The following is a 21,549-nucleotide window of genomic DNA, read 5'->3' as shown; positions in this document are numbered from 1 at the left end:
ACTCCTCGAGATGGATTAGTTTTGTCATGCAACTTACGTCGTGGACCGGCTAGGGTCAAGGCATGGCCAACCTGCGCCAGGCGAGCCTGCGCCACGCGAACCTCGCCCTCGTCGCGCGCACCGTCCTCGCCGCCGAGACCCCACCGTCGCGCGCGGACGTCGCGGTGGCCACGTCGCTGACCCGTTCGACGGTGTCGCGGCTCGTCGACGAGCTCGTCGCGGGCGGCATCCTCGACGAGGTCGAGTCCGTCGTCGGCGGGCCGGGTCGGCCCGGGCGGCCGGCCACTCCGCTGCGGGCTTCGACGGGTCGCTTCGCCGCGCTCGGCCTGCAGGTCGGTGTCGGCCACCTCGCGGCCAGGCTCGTCGACCTCTCGGGGGCGGTGCTCGCCGAGCACCTCGTCATCGCCGACCTCGCCGGGTCACGGCCCGGCGCCACGCTCCGCCGCCTGGCGACGGTGGCCACCCGCGTGCTGGACGCCACCCCTGACGGCTGTCGCGTCGTCGGCGCGGGACTGGCGCTGCCCGGCATCGTCGACGCCGAGGCCGGCCGTCTGCTCAGCGCTCCCAATCTCGGCTGGGACGACGTCGACCCCCGCGGTGCGCTCGAGGCCGTCCTCGGCGACCTCACCCTCCGGGTCGGCAACGAGGCCGACCTGGCGGCCCACGCCTACGCCCATCCGGCGCCCGGGCGCGACAGCACGCCGCAGGACTTCGTCTACCTCAGCGGCGAGGTCGGCATCGGTGGCGCGGTCGTCGTCGACGGAGAGGTCATGACCGGACGTCACGGCTGGGCCGGGGAGATCGGCCACGTCTGCGTCGACCCCGACGGGCCCGCCTGCCGCTGCGGCTCAACCGGCTGTCTCGAGCAGTATGCCGGCCGGCTCGCCATGCTCGACGCCGCGGGACTGGGCGCCTCCACCCCGCCGGCCGAGCTCGCGGCGCAGGCACGTGGCGGCGACGGGCCGGCGCTGGGGGCCATGCGATCAGCGGCCCGGGCGCTCGGCATCGCCCTCGCAGGTGTCGTCAACGTGCTCGACATCCCCACGGTCGTCCTCGGCGGCCACCTGGCGCAGGTCGGGGACCTGCTCACCCCGGACGTCGAGGAGATCCTCGGCCGACGGGTGCTGTCGGCGCGCTGGGTCAGCCCCACGGTCGACGTCGCCTCGGACGACCCGGCCCCCGGCGCCACGGGCGCAGCGCTGCTCGCCCTCGACGGGCTCGTCCGCGATCCCGCCGGGGTGCTCGGACACTGAGTCGCGCGGCGGCCGGGGCGGTCAGCGGCGCACCCGGTAGCGCAGATGAAGCACGCGGTCGCCCTGAAGCACCACGTCAGGGTCCTCCAGGAGGTGCTGCGCGTCGACCGACCCGAAGTAGCGCTTGCCCGACCCGAGCACGACGGGTGCGACGTCCATGCGCACCTCGTCGACCAGACCCGCCGCGAGCACCTGGCCACCGACGTCGCCGGCGGCGACCTCGACCAGGCGGTCACCCGCCAGCTCCTGCGCCGTGGCCACGGCCGCCTCGATGCCGTCGACGAAGTGGAACGGCGCCTCGGAGTCCCAGCCCTCGGGCGCCCGCCGGTGCGTCACGACGACGACGTGGTCGATCCCGCCGGGAGGCGTCCCGTCCCAGCCGTGAGGTCGAAGACGTGACGGCCGACGACGGTCACCCCGATCTCGTCCCAGTAGGGGCGGATGTAGTCGTAGGACGTCTGCGACACCTTCAGCACCCCGCTCTCGTCCAACGGGACATCACCGCAGGTCAACCAGTCGAACAGCGGTCCGGGCTGGTCGTTCTCGTCGGCGATGAAGCCGTCGACCGACACCGAGGCATACATGACCACCGTGCCCACGACGCTCTCCTCATGCTTGGGGTCTCCCCAAACTAGCGTCGTGAGCACCGCCTGTGAACGTCAGCGGATCGGCGCTGCCGAAGCAACGGTTGGCGCGAAAAGGGTGTGGGAATGCGACAACCCCGCCAGGAATCCTGGCGGGGTTGTCGTGAATGGTTGTCCGGCTGCGTCCTACTCTCCCACACCGTCACCAGTGCAGTACCATCGGCGCTGAAGGGCTTAGCTTCCGGGTTCGGAATGGAGCCGGGCGTTTCCCCTTCGCTATGACAGCCGAAACTCTATGGAGATATCAATTCAGTGGGTGTTGGTGTCCCGTTTGTATCTCGGGAACCGCACAGTGGACGCGTAGCATCTTTGTAAGTCAAGTTATCGGCTTATTAGTACCGGTCAGCTCCACACATTGCTGTGCTTCCACATCCGGCCTATCAACCCAGTAGTCTAGCTGGGAGCCTCTCGCCCTCGCGGGCCTGGAAACCTCATCTTGAAACGTGCTTCCCGCTTAGATGCTTTCAGCGGTTATCACTTCCGAACGTAGCTAATCAGCGGTGCTCTTGGCAGAACAACTGACACACCAGAGGTTCGTCCATCCCGGTCCTCTCGTACTAGGGACAGCCTTTCTCAAGTTTCCTACGCGCACAGCGGATAGGGACCGAACTGTCTCACGACGTTCTAAACCCAGCTCGCGTACCGCTTTAATGGGCGAACAGCCCAACCCTTGGGACCTACTCCAGCCCCAGGATGCGACGAGCCGACATCGAGGTGCCAAACCATGCCGTCGATATGGACTCTTGGGCAAGATCAGCCTGTTATCCCCGGGGTACCTTTTATCCGTTGAGCGACGGCGCTTCCACAAGCCACCGCCGGATCACTAGTCCCGACTTTCGTCCCTGCTCGACATGTCTGTCTCACAGTCAAGCTCCCTTGTGCACTTACACTCGAAACCTGATTACCAACCAGGCTGAGGGAACCTTTGGGCGCCTCCGTTACCTTTTAGGAGGCAACCGCCCCAGTTAAACTACCCACCAGGCACTGTCCCTGATCCGGATCACGGACCGAGGTTAGATATCCAGAACGACCAGAGTGGTATTTCAACGTTGACTCCACCATCACTGACGTGACGGCTTCACAGTCTCCCACCTATCCTACACAAGCCGTACCGAACACCAATACCAAGCTGTAGTAAAGGTCCCGGGGTCTTTCCGTCCTGCTGCGCGTAACGAGCATCTTTACTCGTAGTGCAATTTCGCCGAGTTCGTGGTTGAGACAGTGGAGAAGTCGTTACGCCATTCGTGCAGGTCGGAACTTACCCGACAAGGAATTTCGCTACCTTAGGATGGTTATAGTTACCACCGCCGTTTACTGGCGCTTAAGTTCTCAGCTTCGCCGTGAGGCTAACCGGTCCCCTTAACGTTCCAGCACCGGGCAGGCGTCAGTCCGTATACATCGTCTTGCGACTTGGCACGGACCTGTGTTTTTAGTAAACAGTCGCTTCTCCCTGGTCTCTGCGGCCGATCACGCTCAGGAAGCAAGTTCCGTCACGATCAGGGCCCCCCTTCTCCCGAAGTTACGGGGGTATTTTGCCGAATTCCTTAACCACGATTCACTCGATCGCCTTGGTATTCTCTACCTAACCACCTGAGTCGGTTTGGGGTACGGGCGGCTCGAACCTCGCTAGAAGTTTTTCTCGGCAGCATAGGATCACCCTCTTCCCGCATTCGCGGTCACTATCAGGTCTCAGGCTTGTGTGCGATCCGGATTTGCCTGGATCGCGCCCTACACCCTTGGACGTGGACAACCATCGCCACGCGGAGGCTACCTTCCTGCGTCACTCCATCGCTTGACTACTACCAGATCGGGTCGTGCGCTCCACGCGCCCTGTGGACCCGAAGGTCCGGTGGGCGTGCTTCAGGCACTGAGCATCACTGGGTTCATCATGGGCGGTCCTTCGCCGGTTCCGGAATATCAACCGGATGTCCATCGACTACGCCTGTCGGCCTCGCCTTAGGTCCCGACTTACCCAGGGCAGATTAGCTTGACCCTGGAACCCTTGGTTATTCGGCGGACGGGTTTCTCGCCCGTCATTCGCTACTCATGCCTGCATTCTCACTCGTGTGGCCTCCACGGCTGGTTCACACCGCCGCTTCCCTGGCCACACGACGCTCCCCTACCCATCAACACGCCTGGACACCGAACCCGCAGGTGTCGGTGCCGAGCAGTATGTCAATGCCACAGCTTCGGTGGTGTGCTTGAGCCCCGCTACATTGTCGGCGCGGAATCACTTGACCAGTGAGCTATTACGCACTCTTTAAAGGGTGGCTGCTTCTAAGCCAACCTCCTGGTTGTCACAGCAACTCCACATCCTTTCCCACTTAGCACACGCTTAGGGACCTTAGCTGGTGATCTGGGCTGTTTCCCTCTCGACTACGGAGCTTATCCCCCGCAGTCTCACTGCCACGCTCTCACTTACCGGCATTCGGAGTTTGGCTAACGTCAGTAACCTGGTGAGGCCCATTAGCTATCCAGTAGCTCTACCTCCGGCAAGAAACACGTGACGCTGCACCTAAATGCATTTCGGGGAGAACCAGCTATCACGGAGTTTGATTGGCCTTTCACCCCTACCCACAGCTCATCCCCTCAGTTTTCAACCTAAGTGGGTTCGGTCCTCCACGCAGTCTTACCTGCGCTTCAACCTGGCCATGGGTAGATCACTCCGCTTCGGGTCTAGACCCAGCGACTATGGGCGCCCTGTTCGGACTCGCTTTCGCTACGGCTTCCCCACACGGGTTAACCTCGCCACTGAGCACTAACTCGCAGGCTCATTCTTCAAAAGGCACGCTGTCACCCCACACGCCCAACGGCGGGAGGCTCCAACGGATTGTAGGCACACGGTTTCAGGATCTATTTCACTCCCCTCCCGGGGTACTTTTCACCTTTCCCTCACGGTACTTGTCCGCTATCGGTCACCAGGGAATATTTAGGCTTAGCAGGTGGTCCTGCCAGATTCACACGGGATTTCTCGGGCCCCGTGCTACTTGGGAAATCCACCGGGAGTCCACACCATTTCGTCTACGGGGGTCGCACCCTCTATGCCGAGCCATTCAATGCTCTTCGACTATGACGCAGATTTCTTACTCCCCGACGACCTGTCAGAGCCGGCTGGTGGGTCCCACGACCCCGAACGTGCAACGCCTGACAGCTATCACACACGCCCGGTTTAGCCTCATCCGCTTTCGCTCGCCACTACTCACGGAATCACATGTTGTTTTCTCTTCCTGTGGGTACTGAGATGTTTCACTTCCCCACGTTCCCTCCACACACCCTATATATTCAGGTGCGGGTGACTGGACTTGCCTCCAGCCGGGTTTCCCCATTCGGAAATCCTCGGATCACAGTCTGGTTATCGACTACCCGAGGCTTATCGCAGATTCCTACGTCCTTCTTCGGTTCCTGGTGCCAAGGCATCCACCGTGTGCCCTTAAAAACTTGACACTACAAAGATGCTCGCGTCCACTGTGAAGTTCTCAAAATACAACCGGCACCCCACACCCACCACAAGCACAGCTCGCGATCTCGGCAGGGCCCACAACCAGAAGAACCAGCCCACACACACCACCCGAACCGTCCCGACCCCGCAAGGCCAAGACCGGCTCGAGCCGGCATGCGTCGTCCGATCCTTCAGGACCCAACAACGTGTCAAGCACCGCCCTGCCCAGACCCCCTCGTTCCACTGCTGTCTCCAGCTTGTACTTGAGGAAGGCCGACCAGGTCGGTGCCAAAATCGATGTTCCACCCTTGAGCACCCGCTGCCCCACATTCGGGGACAGACCGGGCTCTGGCACCACACCCGGATCCACGAGGGACCGGTGTGGGCAGTGCTCCTTAGAAAGGAGGTGATCCAGCCGCACCTTCCGGTACGGCTACCTTGTTACGACTTAGTCCCAATCGCCAGTCCCACCTTCGACGGCTCCCCCCACAAGGGTTGGGCCACCGGCTTCGGGTGTTACCGACTTTCGTGACTTGACGGGCGGTGTGTACAAGGCCCGGGAACGTATTCACCGCAGCGTTGCTGATCTGCGATTACTAGCGACTCCGACTTCATGGGGTCGAGTTGCAGACCCCAATCCGAACTGAGACCGGTTTTTTGGGATTCGCTCCACCTCGCGGTTTCGCAGCCCTTTGTACCGGCCATTGTAGCATGCGTGAAGCCCAAGACATAAGGGGCATGATGATTTGACGTCATCCCCACCTTCCTCCGAGTTGACCCCGGCAGTCTCCTATGAGTCCCCACCATGACGTGCTGGCAACATAGAACGAGGGTTGCGCTCGTTGCGGGACTTAACCCAACATCTCACGACACGAGCTGACGACAACCATGCACCACCTGTACACCAGTCCGAAGACGCACCCATCTCTGAGTGATTCCGGTGTATGTCAAGCCTTGGTAAGGTTCTTCGCGTTGCATCGAATTAATCCGCATGCTCCGCCGCTTGTGCGGGCCCCCGTCAATTCCTTTGAGTTTTAGCCTTGCGGCCGTACTCCCCAGGCGGGGAACTTAATGCGTTAGCTGCGGCACGGATCTCGTGGAATGAGACCCACACCTAGTTCCCAACGTTTACGGCATGGACTACCAGGGTATCTAATCCTGTTCGCTCCCCATGCTTTCGCTTCTCAGTGTCAGTAATGGCCCAGAGACCTGCCTTCGCCATCGGTGTTCCTCCTGATATCTGCGCATTCCACCGCTACACCAGGAATTCCAGTCTCCCCTACCACACTCTAGTCTGCCCGTACCCACTGCAAGTCCGAGGTTGAGCCTCGGATTTTCACAGCAGACGCGACAAACCACCTACAAGCTCTTTACGCCCAATAATTCCGGACAACGCTCGCACCCTACGTATTACCGCGGCTGCTGGCACGTAGTTAGCCGGTGCTTCTTCTGCAGGTACCGTCACTTGCGCTTCTTCCCTGCTGAAAGAGGTTTACAACCCGAAGGCCGTCATCCCTCACGCGGCGTCGCTGCATCAGGCTTCCGCCCATTGTGCAATATTCCCCACTGCTGCCTCCCGTAGGAGTCTGGGCCGTGTCTCAGTCCCAGTGTGGCCGGTCGCCCTCTCAGGCCGGCTACCCGTCGTCGCCTTGGTGAGCCACTACCTCACCAACAAGCTGATAGGCCGCGAGTCCATCCCAGACCGAAAAACTTTCCACACCATGGTCATGCGACCTGGTGTCATATCCGGTATTAGCTCCGGTTTCCCGGGGTTATCCCAGAGTCTGGGGCAGGTTACTCACGTGTTACTCACCCGTTCGCCACTGATCAGACCAAGCAAGCTTGATCATCACCGTTCGACTTGCATGTGTTAAGCACGCCGCCAGCGTTCGTCCTGAGCCAGGATCAAACTCTCCGTTGATGTTCAAACACCCACCACCAGGCCCGAAGACCCAAACAGTGAGCAAACTTTGAACCCGTTGAAGGGCTCGAAAACCCGACTGAAGTCGAACAACCAGCTCAAAAAGAGTTGATCATTCAGTTTCAACCAAAGGATAATTCGTTCCGAAACAGACACAGACACCACCAAACAGTGGCACCGCGCCAGCCCCGAGACGAGGTAATTGGCATCGATTTTTGACACGCTGTTGAGTTCTCAAGAATCGGACACACACCATCAACCACCTCAACGAGGAGGCCTCCGGGGCAACCCTTCAAACTTACCCGCCTCGATGCGCTGGTCCAAATCAGCTCCTGCTCCGAGGAGCAGACCCAACCGGCCACGCCAGACACGCGGGCTTCCACGTCGATCGGACCGAACGAACGGCCTGTCTCGCTGTGGTGCCAACCCCGGGACCGGCCTACTTCGCGAGCGAAGACTCGCTCAGCGGTGGCGTCCGGTGCTCCCTGTCGGGCTGACGAAGAGAACGTTACAGGGCATCCCCCGAGATCTCATAATCGAGCCTCCGGACCCTCGTCCGGGGCCCTCCGGAGGGCCACCCCGAGCGCCTCCGAGACCCCTCGGCGAGGCCCTCGGCGACCCCCTTGTGACAGCTCGGCTCAGCTGAGTCGCGCGAGGTCGACGGTCCATACCGGGTTGCCCGGCAGGACCTTGACCCGGTCGCCGCTCGCGAAGCGCGTCGCCGGCTGGATGAGGGGGACGAACGGGCTGCGCTGGTTCATCGCGAGCTGCCACGCGGCATACGCCCCCGCCCGGTTGTCACCGACGGACGCGCGCGCGGCCTCCGTGAGGTCGTCGACGAGCGGGTCGGTGCCACGCGCCCAGCCGGCGCGCGAGCCGACGAGCTCACCCGGCGCGAAGGCGAGGTAGTTCTCGGGGTCCGGGTAGTCGGGGTTCCAGCTCCACAGGCTGAACGCGGTGCGCCCCTCCCGGTAGGCGGCGATCGCCTGCGCCGCGGGCGCCGGGTTGAGCCGCACCTTGATGCCGACCTGCGCGAGCTGGGCGCGCACGGCGACCGCGAGTGCGCTCGTCGGGATGCCCTGGATCGGGAGGTCGGCGGCATACGACAGGGGGATCGGCTGGCCCGTGTAGCCCGAGCGGCGCAGCGCCGCCCTGGCGGCCGCGAGGTCCCGCTCGGGGACGACGGGCAGCGTCACGACGGGCGTCGGTGTGCCGTCCGCCCCGGTCGTGAGGATGCCGTCGGGTGTCGCCGTGGTGCCCGACGACGACGGGGCCGCCGTGGGACTGGTCGGTGACGTCGTGGTCGGGGTCGGCGTCCCGGTGCCGTCGGTCCCCGTGCCGTCGGCTCCGGCGCCGTCGGTCGGGGTCGGCGCGGGCGACGGCGCGAGGTCCTCGAGCGCGCCGACGATCCCGGCGGGGATGAGCCCCGCGGCGGGCATCGACCCGGGGGCAGCCGTGCCGAGCGCCTCACGGTCGAGCCCGCGGCGCACCGCCTCGGCGAAGTCGGGGTTGCCGGTCCACGCGTTGAGGGCCTTGTCACGACCGAGCGCGAGGTAGACGAGCGAGCTCGAGCGCATCGTCGTCACCGTGACCGCCGACGTCTGCGGCCGGCCGGTCGCGGCGTCGGCCTGGCTCGGCGAGAGGTCGAGCACGACGTCGGCGCTGCCCGACCCGATGGCGGCCAGCTGCTGGCGCGCGTCGAGGTTGCGCACGACGATCTCGGGGAAGGCGGGGGCCGCCCCCGACCACATCGGGTTGGCGGCGAGGCGCACCTCCGAGGTGCCCCGGACGCTCTCGATGACGTACGGGCCCGAGCCCGCGGAGTGCTGCGAGAGGTAGGAGCTCGCCTCGTCGCCCGGGCCGATGGTGCCGCCGTGCGCCTTCACCGCCGTGGCGTTGAGGATGCCGAAGGCCGGGTTGGCGAGGATCGCCGGCAGGGCGAAGTTCGAGCCGGGAGAGCTGAGCGTGAAGGTGCGGTCGTCGACCTTGAGCGCCGAGACGGTGCCGAGGATCGAGCCGGCCGGACCGGACAGGCCACGCGCGCGCTGGAGGGTGAAGAGGACGTCGTCGGTCGTGACGGGCGTGCCGTCGGAGAAGACGAGCCCCTTGCGCAGCCGCAGCGTCAGCCACCGGCCCTCGGGGGAGAGGGTGTACTCGGCCATGCCGGGCACGACCTTCGTCGGGTCGTCGGGGTCGAGCGTCGTCAGCGTCTCGTAGAGCGCGTGCGTCAGCATCGCGCCGCTGCGGTCGAACTGGCGCGTCGGGTCGAGCGTCGTGTGGTCGAACACCGCTCCGACGACGAGGGGCGGGGCCGTGGTCGTCGGGGTCGCGGTGGAGGTCGCGCCCGGCGTCGCGCCCGGCGTCGTGCCCCGGGAGGGGGCCGGCGTCGCCGTGCTGCTCGTGCACGCGGCACCCGAGGCCAGCGCGAGCACGCCGAGGGTCGCCACCACGGTGGGGCGGACGAGACGTCGACGCATGGACTTCCTTCGGGGGCGCCCGGACCGGAGACCGGACCCGGGACTTCGGCGGGCACGGAGAGCACGGCGGCAGGTGGCACCGACGGCGACCCGGAGCACCCCTGTCCGTGCTCGGAAGTCTAGCCGCCGGAGCCCGCCGAGGCGCTGACCTGCTCAGCGGTCGGCGCGAGCACGAGATAGGCCTGCGCGACGAGCACGACGCCGATGGCCACCCACTTGCCGGTGGGCAGCTCCACGCCGTAGCGCCAGCGGTCGATGAGGACGAGCCCGACCTGGAGCATGACGACCCAGCCCATCGTCACGAGGGCCAGCTCGGCGTACCTCAGCGACGACGCATACACCCAGAAGAGGACGAGGAAGGCGCCCGCGCCGAGCACGAGCGCCCGCACGCTGCCGTTCTCGGCCCACTCCTTGGCGAAGACCGCACCGAGCAGGTCGAGCCCGGCGAGGCAGACCATCGCGACCGTCGCGACGACCGGCACCGGCCAGGCCTCGGGTGCCTTGATCAGCGGGAAGACGTCGGTGACGCTCATGGCTCGTCCTTCGGGGAACGGGCCCGCTCGACCAACGGACCCCTTCACCCCAGAGGACGCCACCGACGCCGGTGATACCGCCTCGCGGTGATCTCCCTCAGGCCTGGCCGCCCTCGAACCACGCGACGAGGTCCGAGTCGAGTGCCGGCACGTCGACCGCGCCACCGCCCGAGCGCAGGGACGTCGTCGCCGACGCCCCGGCCGCCACGGCCTCACGGGCGGCGACGGGCGAGGTCATCGTCGGGCCGCCGTCGCGGGCGAAGCGGACGAACTCGGCGATGAGGAGCGGGTCGGCGCCGCCGTGACCCGTCGTGTCGGCCGCCGGGATCTCGATGACCTCGTCGGCGTCGTCGCGGTAGGTGTCGGTGCGGCGGGTCCACACCTTGACGAGGGCGCCCGGGCCGTCGCCGAAGTTCTCGAGCCGACCCTTCGTGCCGATGACCGTGTAGTTGCGCCAGTAGTCCGGCGTGAAGTGGCACTGCTGGTAGCTGGCGAGCACGCCGCCCTCGAGCACGAGGTTGGCCATCGAGATGTCCTCGATGTCGACGACCGGGTTGAGCTCGCGCTGCTCGGTGGGTGGCCAGTTGTCGAGGGAGTACCAGTCGGCCATCCGCCGGTCGGAGTTGTCGCGGTGGTCGGTGATGTCGCCGTAGACCGCGAGGTCGCCGACCGCGCTGACCCGGCGCGTGTAGGCGCCGGCGAGCCAGTGGATGACGTCGATGTCGTGGGCGCCCTTCTGCAGGAGCAGGCCCGTCGTGTTGCGACGGTCGGCGTGCCAGTCCTTGAAGTAGTAGTCACCGCCCGCCGACACGAAGTGCCGGCACCAGACCGCCTTGACCTCGCCGATCGTGCCCGCCTCGATGACGTCACGCATCGCCCGGACCACCGGCATGTGCCGCATGTTGTGCCCGACGTAGAGCCGCGTGCCGGTGCGGTGCGCGGCCTCGAGGACGCGGTCGGCGTCGGCGACGCTCGTCGCGAGCGGCTTCTCGACGAACGTCGGTATGCCGGCCTCGAGGGTGCGCACGGCGTGCTCGGCGTGCGCGTGGTCGGGGGTCAGGACGAGCACCGCGTCGATGTCGGAGCGCACGTCGGGAGCGAGCAGCTCGTCGAGACCGTCGACGAGGCGTACGCCCTCGATGCGCTCCGCCGCGTCCGCGCGGCCCCGTTCGGCCGGGTCGCAGACGACCGTGACGCGACTGCCCTCGCCGGGGCGGTGGGCGTACCTCGCGAGGCTGGCGCGCAGGCCGAAGCCGATGATCGCGATGCGGAGGTCGGGCTGGGTGGCCTGGTCGGCCTGGGGCGCCTGGGTGGCCTGGGGCGCCTGGGTGGCCTGGTCGGTCATGAGTGCGTGGGCACCTTCCGTGTGGTGGTGGTTCGAGGGTCTCAGCCCTTGGAGCCGCTGAACGCGATCCCCTGGATGAACTGCTTCTGGAGCACGACGAAGAGGATCAGGACCGGCAGCGTCGCGAGGACCGAGCCGGCCATGAGCGTCGTCGTGTCGACGGAGAACTGGCCGATGAGCGAGGCGAGCCCGACCGACAGCGGCATCTTCGACGGGTCGTTGTTGACCACGAGCGGCCACATGAGGTCGTTCCACGACCACAGCACGTCGAGGACGGCGAGCGCGATGAGACCGGGCTTGGCGAGCGGCAGCATGATCCGGGTGAAGATCTGCCAGTGGTTCGCGCCGTCGAGCTTGGCGGCCTCCTCGAGCTCGCGCGGCAGGCTGAGGAAGAACTGGCGCAGCAGGAACGTGCCGAAGGCGCTGAAGAGCCCGGGCACGATGAGGGCCTGGAGCGAGTTGAGCCAGCCCAGGCCCGCGACGATCTCGTACTGCGGCAGCAGGAAGAGCTGGCTCGGGACCATGAGCACGGAGAGGAAGAGGCCGAAGAGCAGGCCTCGTCCCCGGAACTCGAAGCGGGCGAAGGCGTAGCCGGCCATCGAGCACAGGACCAGCTGACCGAGCACCCGACCGAGCGTCTGGATCGTGCTGTTCCAGAACATCTGGCCGAAGGGGAGCGTGTCGAAGACGTCGCCGTAGTTGCTCCACTGGGGCGATCGCGGGAAGACGGTCGGCGGCACGGACAACGTCTCGCCGAGGGTCTTGAGCGAGGTCATGACCTCCCAGAAGAACGGGCCGACCATGACGACGGAGCCGAGGATGAGCACGGCGTGGACACCGAGGTGCTTGCGGCGCAAGGGCTTCGGGCGCTGCCGGCGGGGGAGCCGGGTCGCGAGCTCAGACATAGTGCACCCACTTCTTCTGGAGCCGGAACTGCAGCGCGGTCACCGCGACGATGACGACGAGGATGACGAGAGCGATGGCGGCGGCATACCCCTGCTGGTTCTCGACGAAGCCCCGCTGGTAGAACTGCGCGACGATCGTCTCGGTCGCCGGGTACGCCGGGTTCGTCGGTCCCGTCATGACGAAGATGAGGTCGAACGTCTGCAGCGCGCCGATGACGGCGAGCACCGAGATGAAGAAGACGCTCGGGCTGATCTGCGGGAGCGTGATCGACCAGAACTGCCGGACGCGACCCGCGCCGTCGAGCGCGGCCGCCTCGTAGAGGTCCTTGGGCACGCCCTGGATCGCGGCGAGGAAGATGACGATCTGCGTGCCCAGGCCGAGCCAGATGCCCACTGCGGCAATGGCATACAGCGCCGTCGCGGGGTTGGAGAGCCAGTTCGTGCCCTGGATCCCGACGAGACCGAGCAGCGCGTTGATGACGCCGACGTCGCCGTTGTAGAGGGTGCGCCAGATGAGGCCGACGGCCGCCGGCATCGTCACGACGGGCAGGAAGTAGAGCACCCGGTAGATGCGGACCCCGCGCAGTCCCTCGGTGCTGAGCAGCGCCGCGATGACGAGCGCGACCGGGATGCCGAGCAGTGCGACGACCGTGAACTTCAGGGTGTTGAGCATCGTCTCCCACAGGCGCGCGTCTCCGAGGAGCACGCGGTAGTTGGCGAGCCCGACGAACTCCGACCCACCGAACGGTCCGGTCTCGGTGAAGGAGATGAGCAGGGTTCGCACGACCGGCCACAGGTAGAAGACGACGAGGCCGAGCAGCGTAGGGAGGATGAAGACCGCCGCCCAGAAGAGGTCGTTGCGCCGCATCCGCGACATCGGTCCACGGCGCCCGCGGCGCCCGCGGGGCAGCCGGGCCCGGCGGCCGGGGGCCGGGGTGTCGCCCCGGCTCCCCGACCCCGACGGGACGCCGTCCGGCGCGGTCGCGCCGACGGCCCCCTCCAGCCGGTCCGTGTCGGTGAGCACGCCCGGCACGGTCACTTCTCCTTGGCGAGCGCTGCGTTCATCTGGGTGGCGAGGTCCTTCAGGCCCGTCGCCGCGTCGACCTCGCCGTTCCACACCTTCGTGAGGATGTCGGTCTGGAGGGTCGTCCACGCCTTGGTGTTCTTCGAACCCGGGTAGGGCACGGCGGTCGCGACCTCGTCGACGTAGGCCTTGAGGTTGAACTGCGGCATCGACTTCACCCAGGCGTCCTGGGTGCCCTCGTAGGCGGGGATGACGGCGCCGGCGTCGGCCTGGATCTGCGCCGCACGCTCGCTGCCGAGGAAGCCGACGAACTTCTGGGCGGCGTCCTGGTGCTTCGTCTTGGCGTAGATGACGTTGCCGAGGCCGTGGATGACGGAGATCTGCCCCTTCGGGCCCGCGGGGACGGGCGCGACGTTGACGGCGTCCTTGAGCTCGGGGACGCCGTTGTACTCGACCGCGGCCCACGAGCCGTTCCAGTACATCGCGACCTTGCCGGCCTTGAACATGTCGCCGGGGCTCGTGTCGGTCATCTGCTGGACCGTCGGCGACGCACCGTCCTTGACGAGCGAGGTCCAGAACTCGATGCCCTTGAGCGCCTCCGGGGAGTCGAAGCCGCTCCTGGTGCCGGCGGCGTCGATGACCTGGCCACCGGCCGAGGGGATCGTGTCGTAGAAGCCGGCCTGGTCCTCGACCGGTGCGGCCGCGCCGTAGACGCCCTTGGTCCGGTCGGTGAGGGTGCGGGCGGCGGACTGGAAGTCGGCCCACGTCCAGTCGTCCTTGGGGTAGGCGAGCTTCTTCGCGTCGAAGAGCGCCTTGTTGTACCAGACGCCGATCGTGTCGAAGTCCTTCGGGATGCCGTACGTCTTGCCGTCGTAGGTGTAGAGGTCGACGAGCGCCTCGGGGTACTTCGCGAGGTCGAGCTTGGCTCGGCTGATCGTCTGCTCGAGCGGCAGCAGCTGCTGGTTGGCGGCATACAGCTTGACGTTCGGGCCGTTCATCCAGAAGACGTCGGGGGCGCCGCCGCCGGCCGCGGCCGTCTGCAGGGTCGTGAAGTACTGCTTGAACGGCGTCACCTGGATCTTGACCGTGACGTCGGGGTTCGCGGCGTGGAACTCGTCGGCGATCTTCTGCATGGCCGGCATCTGGTTCTTGTCCCAGATCCCGTAGGAGATCGTCACCGGCCCCGACTCGGGCTGGGCGTCGGCCGTGGCGCCGCCGGTCGACTGGCCGCACGCGGCGAGGCCGAGCACGAGCAGCGGGGTGAGCGCGGCCGTGAGGGCCAGCGTGGACGTTCTGCGCATTCGCGACTCCTTGGATGGGGGCCGCAGCTGGCTGGTGGGCCGCTGCGGTCCGGTGCACGTCATCGGGCAACCCAAGGCTGATCGCTCGTTTGTGCTTGGGCGGGACTACAATCGAGCACATTCGATCACCTGTCAATCCGTAGGGCGGGTCAGATCAAGGCCCGGGACACGCCGTCAGAGCAGGCCGCCGCGGGTCCCTGTGCGCTGCCCGAAGCGCTCGCGGCACGGGTCTCGCGCGCACCCCGGGACGTCCGCGATGCGGACTCTCCGGGGAGGGCGTCAGTCCCCGAGGACCTCGCGGAGGCGCCGCGAGACCGGCCAGGCGACGTCGCTCCGGTTGGACACGACCGACCACGTCAGGGCCCGCGACGGCTCGTGCCGCGTCACCGCCGAGACGCCGGCGTCGTAGCCGTTGAGAGCGACCCCGTCACCCGCCGCGTCGAGCCAGAGGCCGAGGCCGTAGCGCCGGCCGTCCGCCATGACGTCGGTGCGTGGGCGCAGCATCTCGGCCACCCAGCGCTCGTCGACGATGCGTCCGGCGTGGAACGCGTCCCACAGCGCGTGCAGGTCGGCGACGGTCGTGTGGACCCCGCCGTCACCGCTGCCGCGGACGGGCAGGTGCAGCACGTTGGTGCGCAGCCCGTCGGCGTCGAGGTAGCCGAGCGCGGCGCGCCCCGGCAGCTCGTCGGAGCGGAGGTATGCCGTGTCATCCATCCCGGCGCGGGCGCAGACCCGCTCCTCGACCGCCTCGTGGAAGCCCGTGCCGGTCAGGCGCTCGACGACGAGGGCGAGCACGACGAAGCCGCTGTTGCAGTACGAGAAGCGCTCTCCCGCAGCGAACTTCGCCGGTCGCCCGCGGAGTGCCGGCAGGTAGCCCTCGGTCGTCGCGAGCTGGTGGACGGGCAGGGTCATGACGTAGTCGGAGGCGTCGAGGTCGGCGTCCTCGTCGAGGTAGTCGCCGATGCCCGAACGGTGGGAGAGCAGGTGCTCGACCGTCACGTCACCGCCGATGTCGGGCAGGTCGTCGCCGACGACCGACCGCACCGGGGTGTCGAGGGCGATGCGCCCCTCGGCCACGAGGCTGACCACGGCGAGGGCGGTCAGGCCCTTCGCGATGCTCGCCACTCCGAACTGCGTGTCGAGCGTGTTGGGCAGGCCGTGCGCCCGGTCGGCGAGACCGTGCGCCGAGGCGTGCACGGTCCGGCCCTCGAGGTCGACCCGGACGACGCCGGAGAAGCCGTGCTCACGCACGACGTCGGCGACCGCGACGTCCAGGCCGTCCATGGCGGGTCGCCCGTCAGGCTCCGACGTAGGTGGCGAGGTGCTCGCCGGTGAGCGTCGACCGGCTGGCGACGAGGTCGGCGGGCGTCCCCTCGAAGACGACGTTGCCGCCGTCGTGGCCGGCACCGGGGCCGAGGTCGATGATCCAGTCGGCGTGCGCCATCACGGCCTGGTGGTGCTCGATGACGAGCACCGACTTGCCCGACTCGACGAGCCGGTCGAGCAGGCCGAGGAGGTTCTCGACGTCGGCGAGGTGCAGGCCGGTCGTCGGCTCGTCGAGGACGTAGACGTCGCCCTTCTCGGCCATCTGCGTGGCCAGCTTGAGGCGTTGCCGCTCGCCGCCCGACAGCGTGGTGAGGGGCTGGCCGAGCGTGAGGTAGCCGAGGCCGACGTCGGCGAGCCGCGCGAGGATCGTGTGCGCGGCGGGCGTGCGCGCCTCGCCGGTGTCGAAGAAGCCGAGGGCCTCGTTCACGGGCATCGCGAGGACGTCGGCGATGTTGCGCCCGCCCAGCTCGTACTCGAGCACCGCTGCCTGGAACCGGCGGCCCTCGCACTCCTCGCACGTCGACTCGACGGTCGCCATGACGCCGAGCTCGGTGTAGATGACACCGGCGCCGTTGCAGGCGGGGCAGGCCCCCTCGGAGTTGGAGCTGAAGAGGGCCGGCTTGACGCCGTTGGCCTTGGCGAAGGCCTTGCGGATCGGCTCGAGCAGGCCGGTGTAGGTCGCGGGGTTGCTCCGGCGCGAGCCGCGGATGGCGCCCTGGTCGACGACGACGACCCCGTCGCGCTTGGCGACGGAACCGTGGATCAGCGAGCTCTTGCCCGACCCGGCCACGCCGGTGACGACGCAGAGCACCCCGAGCGGGATGTCGACGTCGACGTCGCGCAGGTTGTGGGTCGAGGCGCCGCGGACCTCCATCGCGCCCGAGGCCGCACGGAGCGCGTCCTTGAGGCTGACCCGGTCGTCGAGGTGGTGGCCCGTGACCGTGTCGCTCTTGCGCAGCCCCTCGACGGTGCCCTCGAAGACGACCTCGCCGCCCGCGGTGCCGGCGCCCGGGCCGAGGTCGACGACGTGGTCGGCGATGGCGATCGTCTCGGGCTTGTGCTCGACGACGAGGACGGTGTTGCCCTTGTCGCGCAGCTGGAGCAGCAGCTGGTTCATCCGCGCGATGTCGTGCGGGTGCAGGCCGATCGTCGGCTCGTCGAAGACGTAGGTGACGTCGGTGAGCGACGAGCCGAGGTGACGGATCATCTTGGTGCGCTGCGCCTCACCACCGGAGAGGGTGCCGGCGGGCCGGTCGAGCGAGAGGTAGCCGAGACCGATCTCGGCGAAGGAGTCGAGCAGGTGCTGCAGACCGCGGAGCAGCGGTGCGACCGACGCGTCGTCGAGGTCGCGCAGCCACTCGGCGAGGTCGCTGATCTGCATGGCGCACAGCTCGGCGATGTTCTTGCCCGTGATCTTCGAGCTCAGCGCCTCCTGCGACAGGCGGGTGCCCTTGCACTCGGGGCAGGTCGTGAAGGTGACCGCGCGCTCGACGAAACGGCGCACGTGCGGCTGCATCGCGTCGAGGTCCTTGGACAGCATCGACTTCTGCACCTTCGACAGGACGCCCTCGTAGGTGAGGTTGACGCCGTCGACCTTGATCTTCTCGGGCTGGCCGTAGAGCAGCTTCTGGAGCTGGCGCTCGGTGAACTTTCCGACCGGCTTGTCCATGGGCAGGCCGGCGCCGCTGAAGATCCGGCCGTACCACCCGTCCATGCTGTAGCCCGGGACGAGCAGCGCGCCGTCGGAGAGCGACTTGCTCTCGTCGTAGATCGCGGTGAGGTCGAAGTCGTTGACCGAGCCCATGCCCTCGCACCGCGCGCACATGCCGCCCTGGTAGACGGCCTCACGGACGATCGAGGTCTCCTGCCGGTTGCCCTTGTCGGTCTTCATGACGCCGCTCGCGACCCGTGTCGGCACGTTGAAGGCGAACGCCGTCGGCGGCCCGATGTGCGGGGTCCCGATGCGGGAGAAGAGGATCCGGAGCATCGCGTTGGCGTCGGTCGCGGTGCCGACCGTCGAGCGCGGGTTGGCGCCCATCCGCTCCTGGTCGACGATGATCGCCGTCGTCAGGCCGTCGAGGTAGTCGACGTCGGGGCGCGCCAGCGACGGCATGAAGCCCTGGACGAAGGCGCTGTAGGTCTCGTTGATCATCCGCTGCGACTCCGCGGCGATCGTCGCGAAGACGAGGGAGCTCTTGCCCGAGCCCGAGACGCCGGTGAACGCCGTGAGACGGCGCTTCGGCAGGTCGAGGCTGACGTCCTTGAGGTTGTTCTCGCGCGCGCCCTGGACGCGGATCATGTCGTGGACGTCGGCCGGGTGGTGTCCGCCGGAGGGGCGCGACGCGGTCTTCGCAGCGGTGCTCTTCGACTCCATGCGACGTACGCTACGGCCCCGCACCCACCCCCGGCCTCCCGATTCCCGACGCGTCACGCGTACGGGAGTGACCACTCGACGGGAGAGTCACCTCGAGTGGTCGGTTCGGCACCCGCGGCACCGAACGGGAGTGACGACTCGACGGGAGTGGGGGGAGGCGTAGGCCGTCAGGGGAGGAGGTCGTCGAGGTAGAGCGGGAGCATGGCCCACCACGTCGGCCAGTCGTGGTCGTAGTCCGTGCCCCAGTCGTCGACGCGGTTGGGGATGCCCTTGCTCCCGAGGACGTGCGCGACGGCGCGCGACTCGCCGACGTCCTCCCAGCGGCCGCTGCCCGAGGCGAGCACGATCATCCGCGTGCGGAGCAGGTCGAGCGCCGGGCCCTCGAGCCCGGGCAGGAAGTGCAGCGGCGAGCTGAAGTAGAGGTCGTCGTTGACGTGGCCGCCGAGGAACTGCTCGATGGCGTACGTGCCGCTCATGCACACGGCCGACTGCACGAGCTCCGGGTAGCGGCAGGTGATGGCGAGGGCGTTGAAGGCACCGATCGACGCCCCCGCGACGGTGACCGGCATCGGCTGGCCGCCGAGGTCGGAGTGGATCGCCGGGATGACCTCGCGGGCGATCGCCTCGTGGAAGCCGTTGAACAGGGCGAGCTGGTAGTCGGGCGTGCCCCGACGCTCGGCCAGGGCCCGGCCCGCGACGCTGTCGACGGAGTAGACCTTGGCGCGGCCGGCCGCGATGAGCGGCTCGAGGTGGGCGATCATCTTGTGCCGCTCGACCTCCTCGGCATCACCGCCCGCGGTCGGGAAGAGCAGCACGGGCGCGCCGTAGGTGCCCCACCGCGCGACGCTGATGTCCTGGCCCAGACGGTCGGAGTACCACCGGTCGGTGACCTTCATGGGTGACCTGCCTTCTCACTCGCGCTCGTCACTCGTAGACGAACTTCTGGGGTCCGGGGAAGAGCCACGCCAGGCCGTCGCCGAGACGGTCGCGCCAGTTCTCCCAGTTGTGGCCGTCGCGCGACTCCGTGTAGCGCACCGTCATGCCCGCGTGCCGGAAGACCGGGACCATCGACCGGTTCGGGGTGATGAGCGGCTCGTAGACCCCGCACGACATGAAGAGCCGGTCGACGACCGCGGACGGCTTCTCGCGGAAGCGGTTGACGAACTTCACGACCGGGTCGAAGGCCGGGCCGCCGCCGTGGTCGAAGCCGATGTCGGTGAAGACGAGCGACGCGGACTGCAGCATGAGCGACCCGAAGAAGCCGGGGTAGCGCACCGCCGTCGACAGCGAGGCGACCCCGCCGAAGGAGCTGCCCATGAGGCAGCGGGCCTCCGGGGTGTCGATGAGGGGCAGGCGCTCGGTGAGCAGCGGCACGAGCTCCCGCGCGATGAACCGGGCGTGCGGGGCGTGGTTGGGGTACTCCTTGAGCCGGTCGCGCGGCGGCACGAAGACGGCGACGAGCGGGTCGACGTCGAGCCGGTGGATGAGGTTGTCGAGGACGGTCTTCATCGCCGCGAACTCGAGGTAGTCGGTGCCGTCGTGGACGATGAGGAGCGGGTAGCGCTGCGCCCGGTTGAAGCGCGCCGGCAGGTAGATCTGCACGGACTGGTCGCGCCGCAGGGCCTTGCTGCGGACCTGCTCCTCGACGAGGGTGCCCTGGCGGGCCTCGGGGTCGTACGCGACCCACTCGGGCACGCGGTAGCCGATCGCCGCGCACACCGACGACGACCCCATCGGACTGTGCGCGAGGCGCGGGTTGAGGGGGTCGTTGAAGCGCTCGTAGTGCTCGCCCTTGCGGATCTCGATCTGGTACTCGACCCGCGACCCCTCGGGCAGGACGGTCGTCACGGCCCAGAGGTCGGACTCGCCGATCCGCTTGAGCGGCAAGGGGTCCGGAAGGCCGACGACGCGGTGGCGCACCCATACCTCGTCGACGTCGCCACGGTAGAGGAAGGTCGCCCGCTCGCCCTCGATGATCGGGCAGCCGAAGCGCTCGACGAAGCGGTCGATCGTCGGCCCGTCGAGCGGCAGCCGCTCGCGCAGGCGGTTGACGGCGAGGCGTTCCATGGCGCTCATGCAACCCCCACCACCGAGACGCGGCCGGTGCGGTCGAGCACGCGGGCGCCGGCCGGCAGGTCGGTCGCGCCGTCGGGGAAGCGCACGACGGCACCGTCGTCGAGCAGGAGCAGCCGGTGCTCGGCGAAGCGCCGCGCCAGCACCGACATGCGCTCGCGGTCGTCGAGCAGCAGCCGACGCTTGGCGTGCGGCAGCGCGATGACGCCCGGCAGCCGCCCCAGCCCGCGGTCGTGCAGCTCGGCCGCCGCGACCCCGTGGGGCGTGAAGTCGTGGAAGAGGACGACCTCGTCGGTGAGCGCCATCGCCCCGGCCGACCACGCGACGACCGACTGCTCGGGCCGGAGCGCGACGTCGAAGACACGGAGCGTGCGCAGCAGCGTGCGCACGTTGCCGCCGGCGATGACGACCGCCTCGCACTCGTCGAGGATCGCTCCGATCTCACCCCGGTGCCAGCCGATGGTGCCGCTCTCGTCGAGCGGCGCGGTCGCGCGGACCGAGCGGTACAGCTCGTCGAGCTCGGCGGCATACCAGCGGTCGACCTCGCGGACGGCCTCCATGGCGGACTCCTCGGCGATGGGACCGACGGCGTGGATCGACGTGCGGTGCGCGACGGCGTGCACGGCGTCGATCGCCGCCTGGAGGCGTATGCCGTAGAAGGCGCGCAGCTCGTCCATCCGGTCGCGGAACGCGACCGCCGCCGCCGCGAAGTGCTCGTCCTTGGCCAGCACGTCCATCATCCGGTGGTGCAGCTGGAGGTTGACGCCGCGGCCGTCGAGGTGGCCGGCGAGCTCGGCGTCGTCGGACTCGCGCTCCTCCCAGCCGGAGTTGACCATGGCGATGCGCCCGGTCACCCCGAGGGAGCGCACGGTGGCCCCCACGGTCGTCGTGAACCGTTGGGGCCCGAGCAGGATCGTCGTCGACATGGAGGCAG

At 67.6% G+C, this 21,549-nt stretch carries 12 protein-coding genes, 3 rRNA genes and 1 pseudogene; 1 reads left to right on the top strand and 15 read right to left on the bottom strand.

Annotated features, from left to right (window positions below):
* Window positions 1-62: 62 nt before the first annotated feature.
* Window positions 63-1,253, top strand: a complete 1,191-nt coding sequence (locus ACSSS0_RS11575) for an ROK family protein (RefSeq protein ID WP_487228064.1) — start codon at window positions 63-65, stop codon at window positions 1,251-1,253.
* Between the two features lie 21 nt (window positions 1,254-1,274).
* On the opposite strand, the pseudogene ACSSS0_RS11570 reads toward ACSSS0_RS11575, so the two are convergent.
* From ACSSS0_RS11570 to ACSSS0_RS11500, 15 genes and pseudogenes are all read right to left on the bottom strand, one after another.
* Window positions 1,275-1,852, bottom strand: a pseudogene (locus tag ACSSS0_RS11570) (dihydrofolate reductase family protein).
* Between the two features lie 158 nt (window positions 1,853-2,010).
* Window positions 2,011-2,127: ribosomal RNA gene (rrf, locus tag ACSSS0_RS11565) — 5S ribosomal RNA — on the bottom strand.
* Window positions 2,128-2,209: 82 nt separating this feature from the next.
* A 23S ribosomal RNA gene (locus ACSSS0_RS11560) occupies window positions 2,210-5,341 on the bottom strand.
* A 394-nt stretch (window positions 5,342-5,735) separates the two neighbouring features.
* A 16S ribosomal RNA gene (locus ACSSS0_RS11555) occupies window positions 5,736-7,257 on the bottom strand.
* The 16S, 23S and 5S rRNA genes sit together here, the layout of an rRNA operon.
* A 638-nt stretch (window positions 7,258-7,895) precedes the next feature.
* On the bottom strand, window positions 7,896-9,734 hold the full coding sequence (locus tag ACSSS0_RS11550) for an ABC transporter substrate-binding protein (RefSeq protein WP_487228063.1): 1,839 nt from the start codon (window positions 9,732-9,734) through the stop codon (window positions 7,896-7,898).
* A gap of 119 nt (window positions 9,735-9,853) precedes the next feature.
* Window positions 9,854-10,267: a hypothetical protein gene (locus tag ACSSS0_RS11545; protein WP_435988017.1), complete on the bottom strand. Its 414-nt coding sequence runs from the start codon at window positions 10,265-10,267 to the stop codon at window positions 9,854-9,856.
* A 97-nt stretch (window positions 10,268-10,364) separates the two neighbouring features.
* Entirely contained in the window at window positions 10,365-11,612 is a 1,248-nt protein-coding gene (locus tag ACSSS0_RS11540) for a Gfo/Idh/MocA family protein (protein WP_487228062.1), read from the bottom strand.
* 41 nt (window positions 11,613-11,653) lie between these two features.
* Window positions 11,654-12,517: a carbohydrate ABC transporter permease gene (locus tag ACSSS0_RS11535; RefSeq protein WP_487228061.1), complete on the bottom strand. Its 864-nt coding sequence runs from the start codon at window positions 12,515-12,517 to the stop codon at window positions 11,654-11,656.
* Window positions 12,510-13,541, bottom strand: coding sequence for a carbohydrate ABC transporter permease (locus ACSSS0_RS11530; RefSeq protein WP_487228060.1), 1,032 nt, complete (start codon window positions 13,539-13,541; stop codon window positions 12,510-12,512). Before ACSSS0_RS11530 ends, ACSSS0_RS11535 begins: the two co-directional genes overlap by 8 nt.
* Before the next feature lie 11 nt (window positions 13,542-13,552).
* The gene (locus ACSSS0_RS11525) at window positions 13,553-14,842 is read right to left on the bottom strand and encodes an ABC transporter substrate-binding protein (protein WP_487228059.1); all 1,290 of its coding nucleotides are present in this window, start codon (window positions 14,840-14,842) and stop codon (window positions 13,553-13,555) included.
* Window positions 14,843-15,121: 279 nt separating this feature from the next.
* Window positions 15,122-16,126, bottom strand: coding sequence for a serine hydrolase domain-containing protein (locus ACSSS0_RS11520; protein WP_487228058.1), 1,005 nt, complete (start codon window positions 16,124-16,126; stop codon window positions 15,122-15,124).
* 13 nt (window positions 16,127-16,139) lie between these two features.
* Complete coding sequence (locus tag ACSSS0_RS11515) at window positions 16,140-18,542, bottom strand: ATP-binding cassette domain-containing protein (RefSeq protein WP_487228057.1); 2,403 nt, start codon at window positions 18,540-18,542, stop codon at window positions 16,140-16,142.
* 167 nt (window positions 18,543-18,709) lie between these two features.
* Complete coding sequence (locus tag ACSSS0_RS11510; protein WP_435988010.1) at window positions 18,710-19,438, bottom strand: esterase family protein; 729 nt, start codon at window positions 19,436-19,438, stop codon at window positions 18,710-18,712.
* A gap of 28 nt (window positions 19,439-19,466) precedes the next feature.
* Window positions 19,467-20,618, bottom strand: coding sequence for an alpha/beta hydrolase-fold protein (locus tag ACSSS0_RS11505; protein WP_435988009.1), 1,152 nt, complete (start codon window positions 20,616-20,618; stop codon window positions 19,467-19,469).
* The gene (locus ACSSS0_RS11500) at window positions 20,615-21,541 is read right to left on the bottom strand and encodes a type 1 glutamine amidotransferase family protein (RefSeq protein ID WP_487228056.1); all 927 of its coding nucleotides are present in this window, start codon (window positions 21,539-21,541) and stop codon (window positions 20,615-20,617) included. Before ACSSS0_RS11500 ends, ACSSS0_RS11505 begins: the two co-directional genes overlap by 4 nt.
* Window positions 21,542-21,549: the final 8 nt, after the last annotated feature.

Source organism: Terrabacter sp. R4-6, assembly GCF_057529065.1.
This window is presented reverse-complemented; position numbering and strand designations above follow the sequence as displayed.

Bases quoted from the DNA above. Each gene is read 5' to 3' on its own strand.
- ACSSS0_RS11575 (WP_487228064.1), top strand. From the start codon at position 63: ATGGCCAACCTGCGCCAGGCGAGCCTGCGCCACGCGAACCTCGCCCTC.
- ACSSS0_RS11535 (WP_487228061.1), bottom strand. From the start codon at position 12,517: ATGTCTGAGCTCGCGACCCGGCTCCCCCGCCGGCAGCGCCCGAAGCCC.
- ACSSS0_RS11525 (WP_487228059.1), bottom strand. From the start codon at position 14,842: ATGCGCAGAACGTCCACGCTGGCCCTCACGGCCGCGCTCACCCCGCTG.
- ACSSS0_RS11540 (WP_487228062.1), bottom strand. From the start codon at position 11,612: ATGACCGACCAGGCCACCCAGGCGCCCCAGGCCACCCAGGCGCCCCAG.
- ACSSS0_RS11510 (WP_435988010.1), bottom strand. From the start codon at position 19,438: ATGAAGGTCACCGACCGGTGGTACTCCGACCGTCTGGGCCAGGACATC.
- ACSSS0_RS11545 (WP_435988017.1), bottom strand. From the start codon at position 10,267: ATGAGCGTCACCGACGTCTTCCCGCTGATCAAGGCACCCGAGGCCTGG.
- ACSSS0_RS11500 (WP_487228056.1), bottom strand. From the start codon at position 21,541: ATGTCGACGACGATCCTGCTCGGGCCCCAACGGTTCACGACGACCGTG.
- ACSSS0_RS11520 (WP_487228058.1), bottom strand. From the start codon at position 16,126: ATGGACGGCCTGGACGTCGCGGTCGCCGACGTCGTGCGTGAGCACGGC.
- ACSSS0_RS11505 (WP_435988009.1), bottom strand. From the start codon at position 20,618: ATGAGCGCCATGGAACGCCTCGCCGTCAACCGCCTGCGCGAGCGGCTG.
- ACSSS0_RS11515 (WP_487228057.1), bottom strand. From the start codon at position 18,542: ATGGAGTCGAAGAGCACCGCTGCGAAGACCGCGTCGCGCCCCTCCGGC.
- ACSSS0_RS11550 (WP_487228063.1), bottom strand. From the start codon at position 9,734: ATGCGTCGACGTCTCGTCCGCCCCACCGTGGTGGCGACCCTCGGCGTG.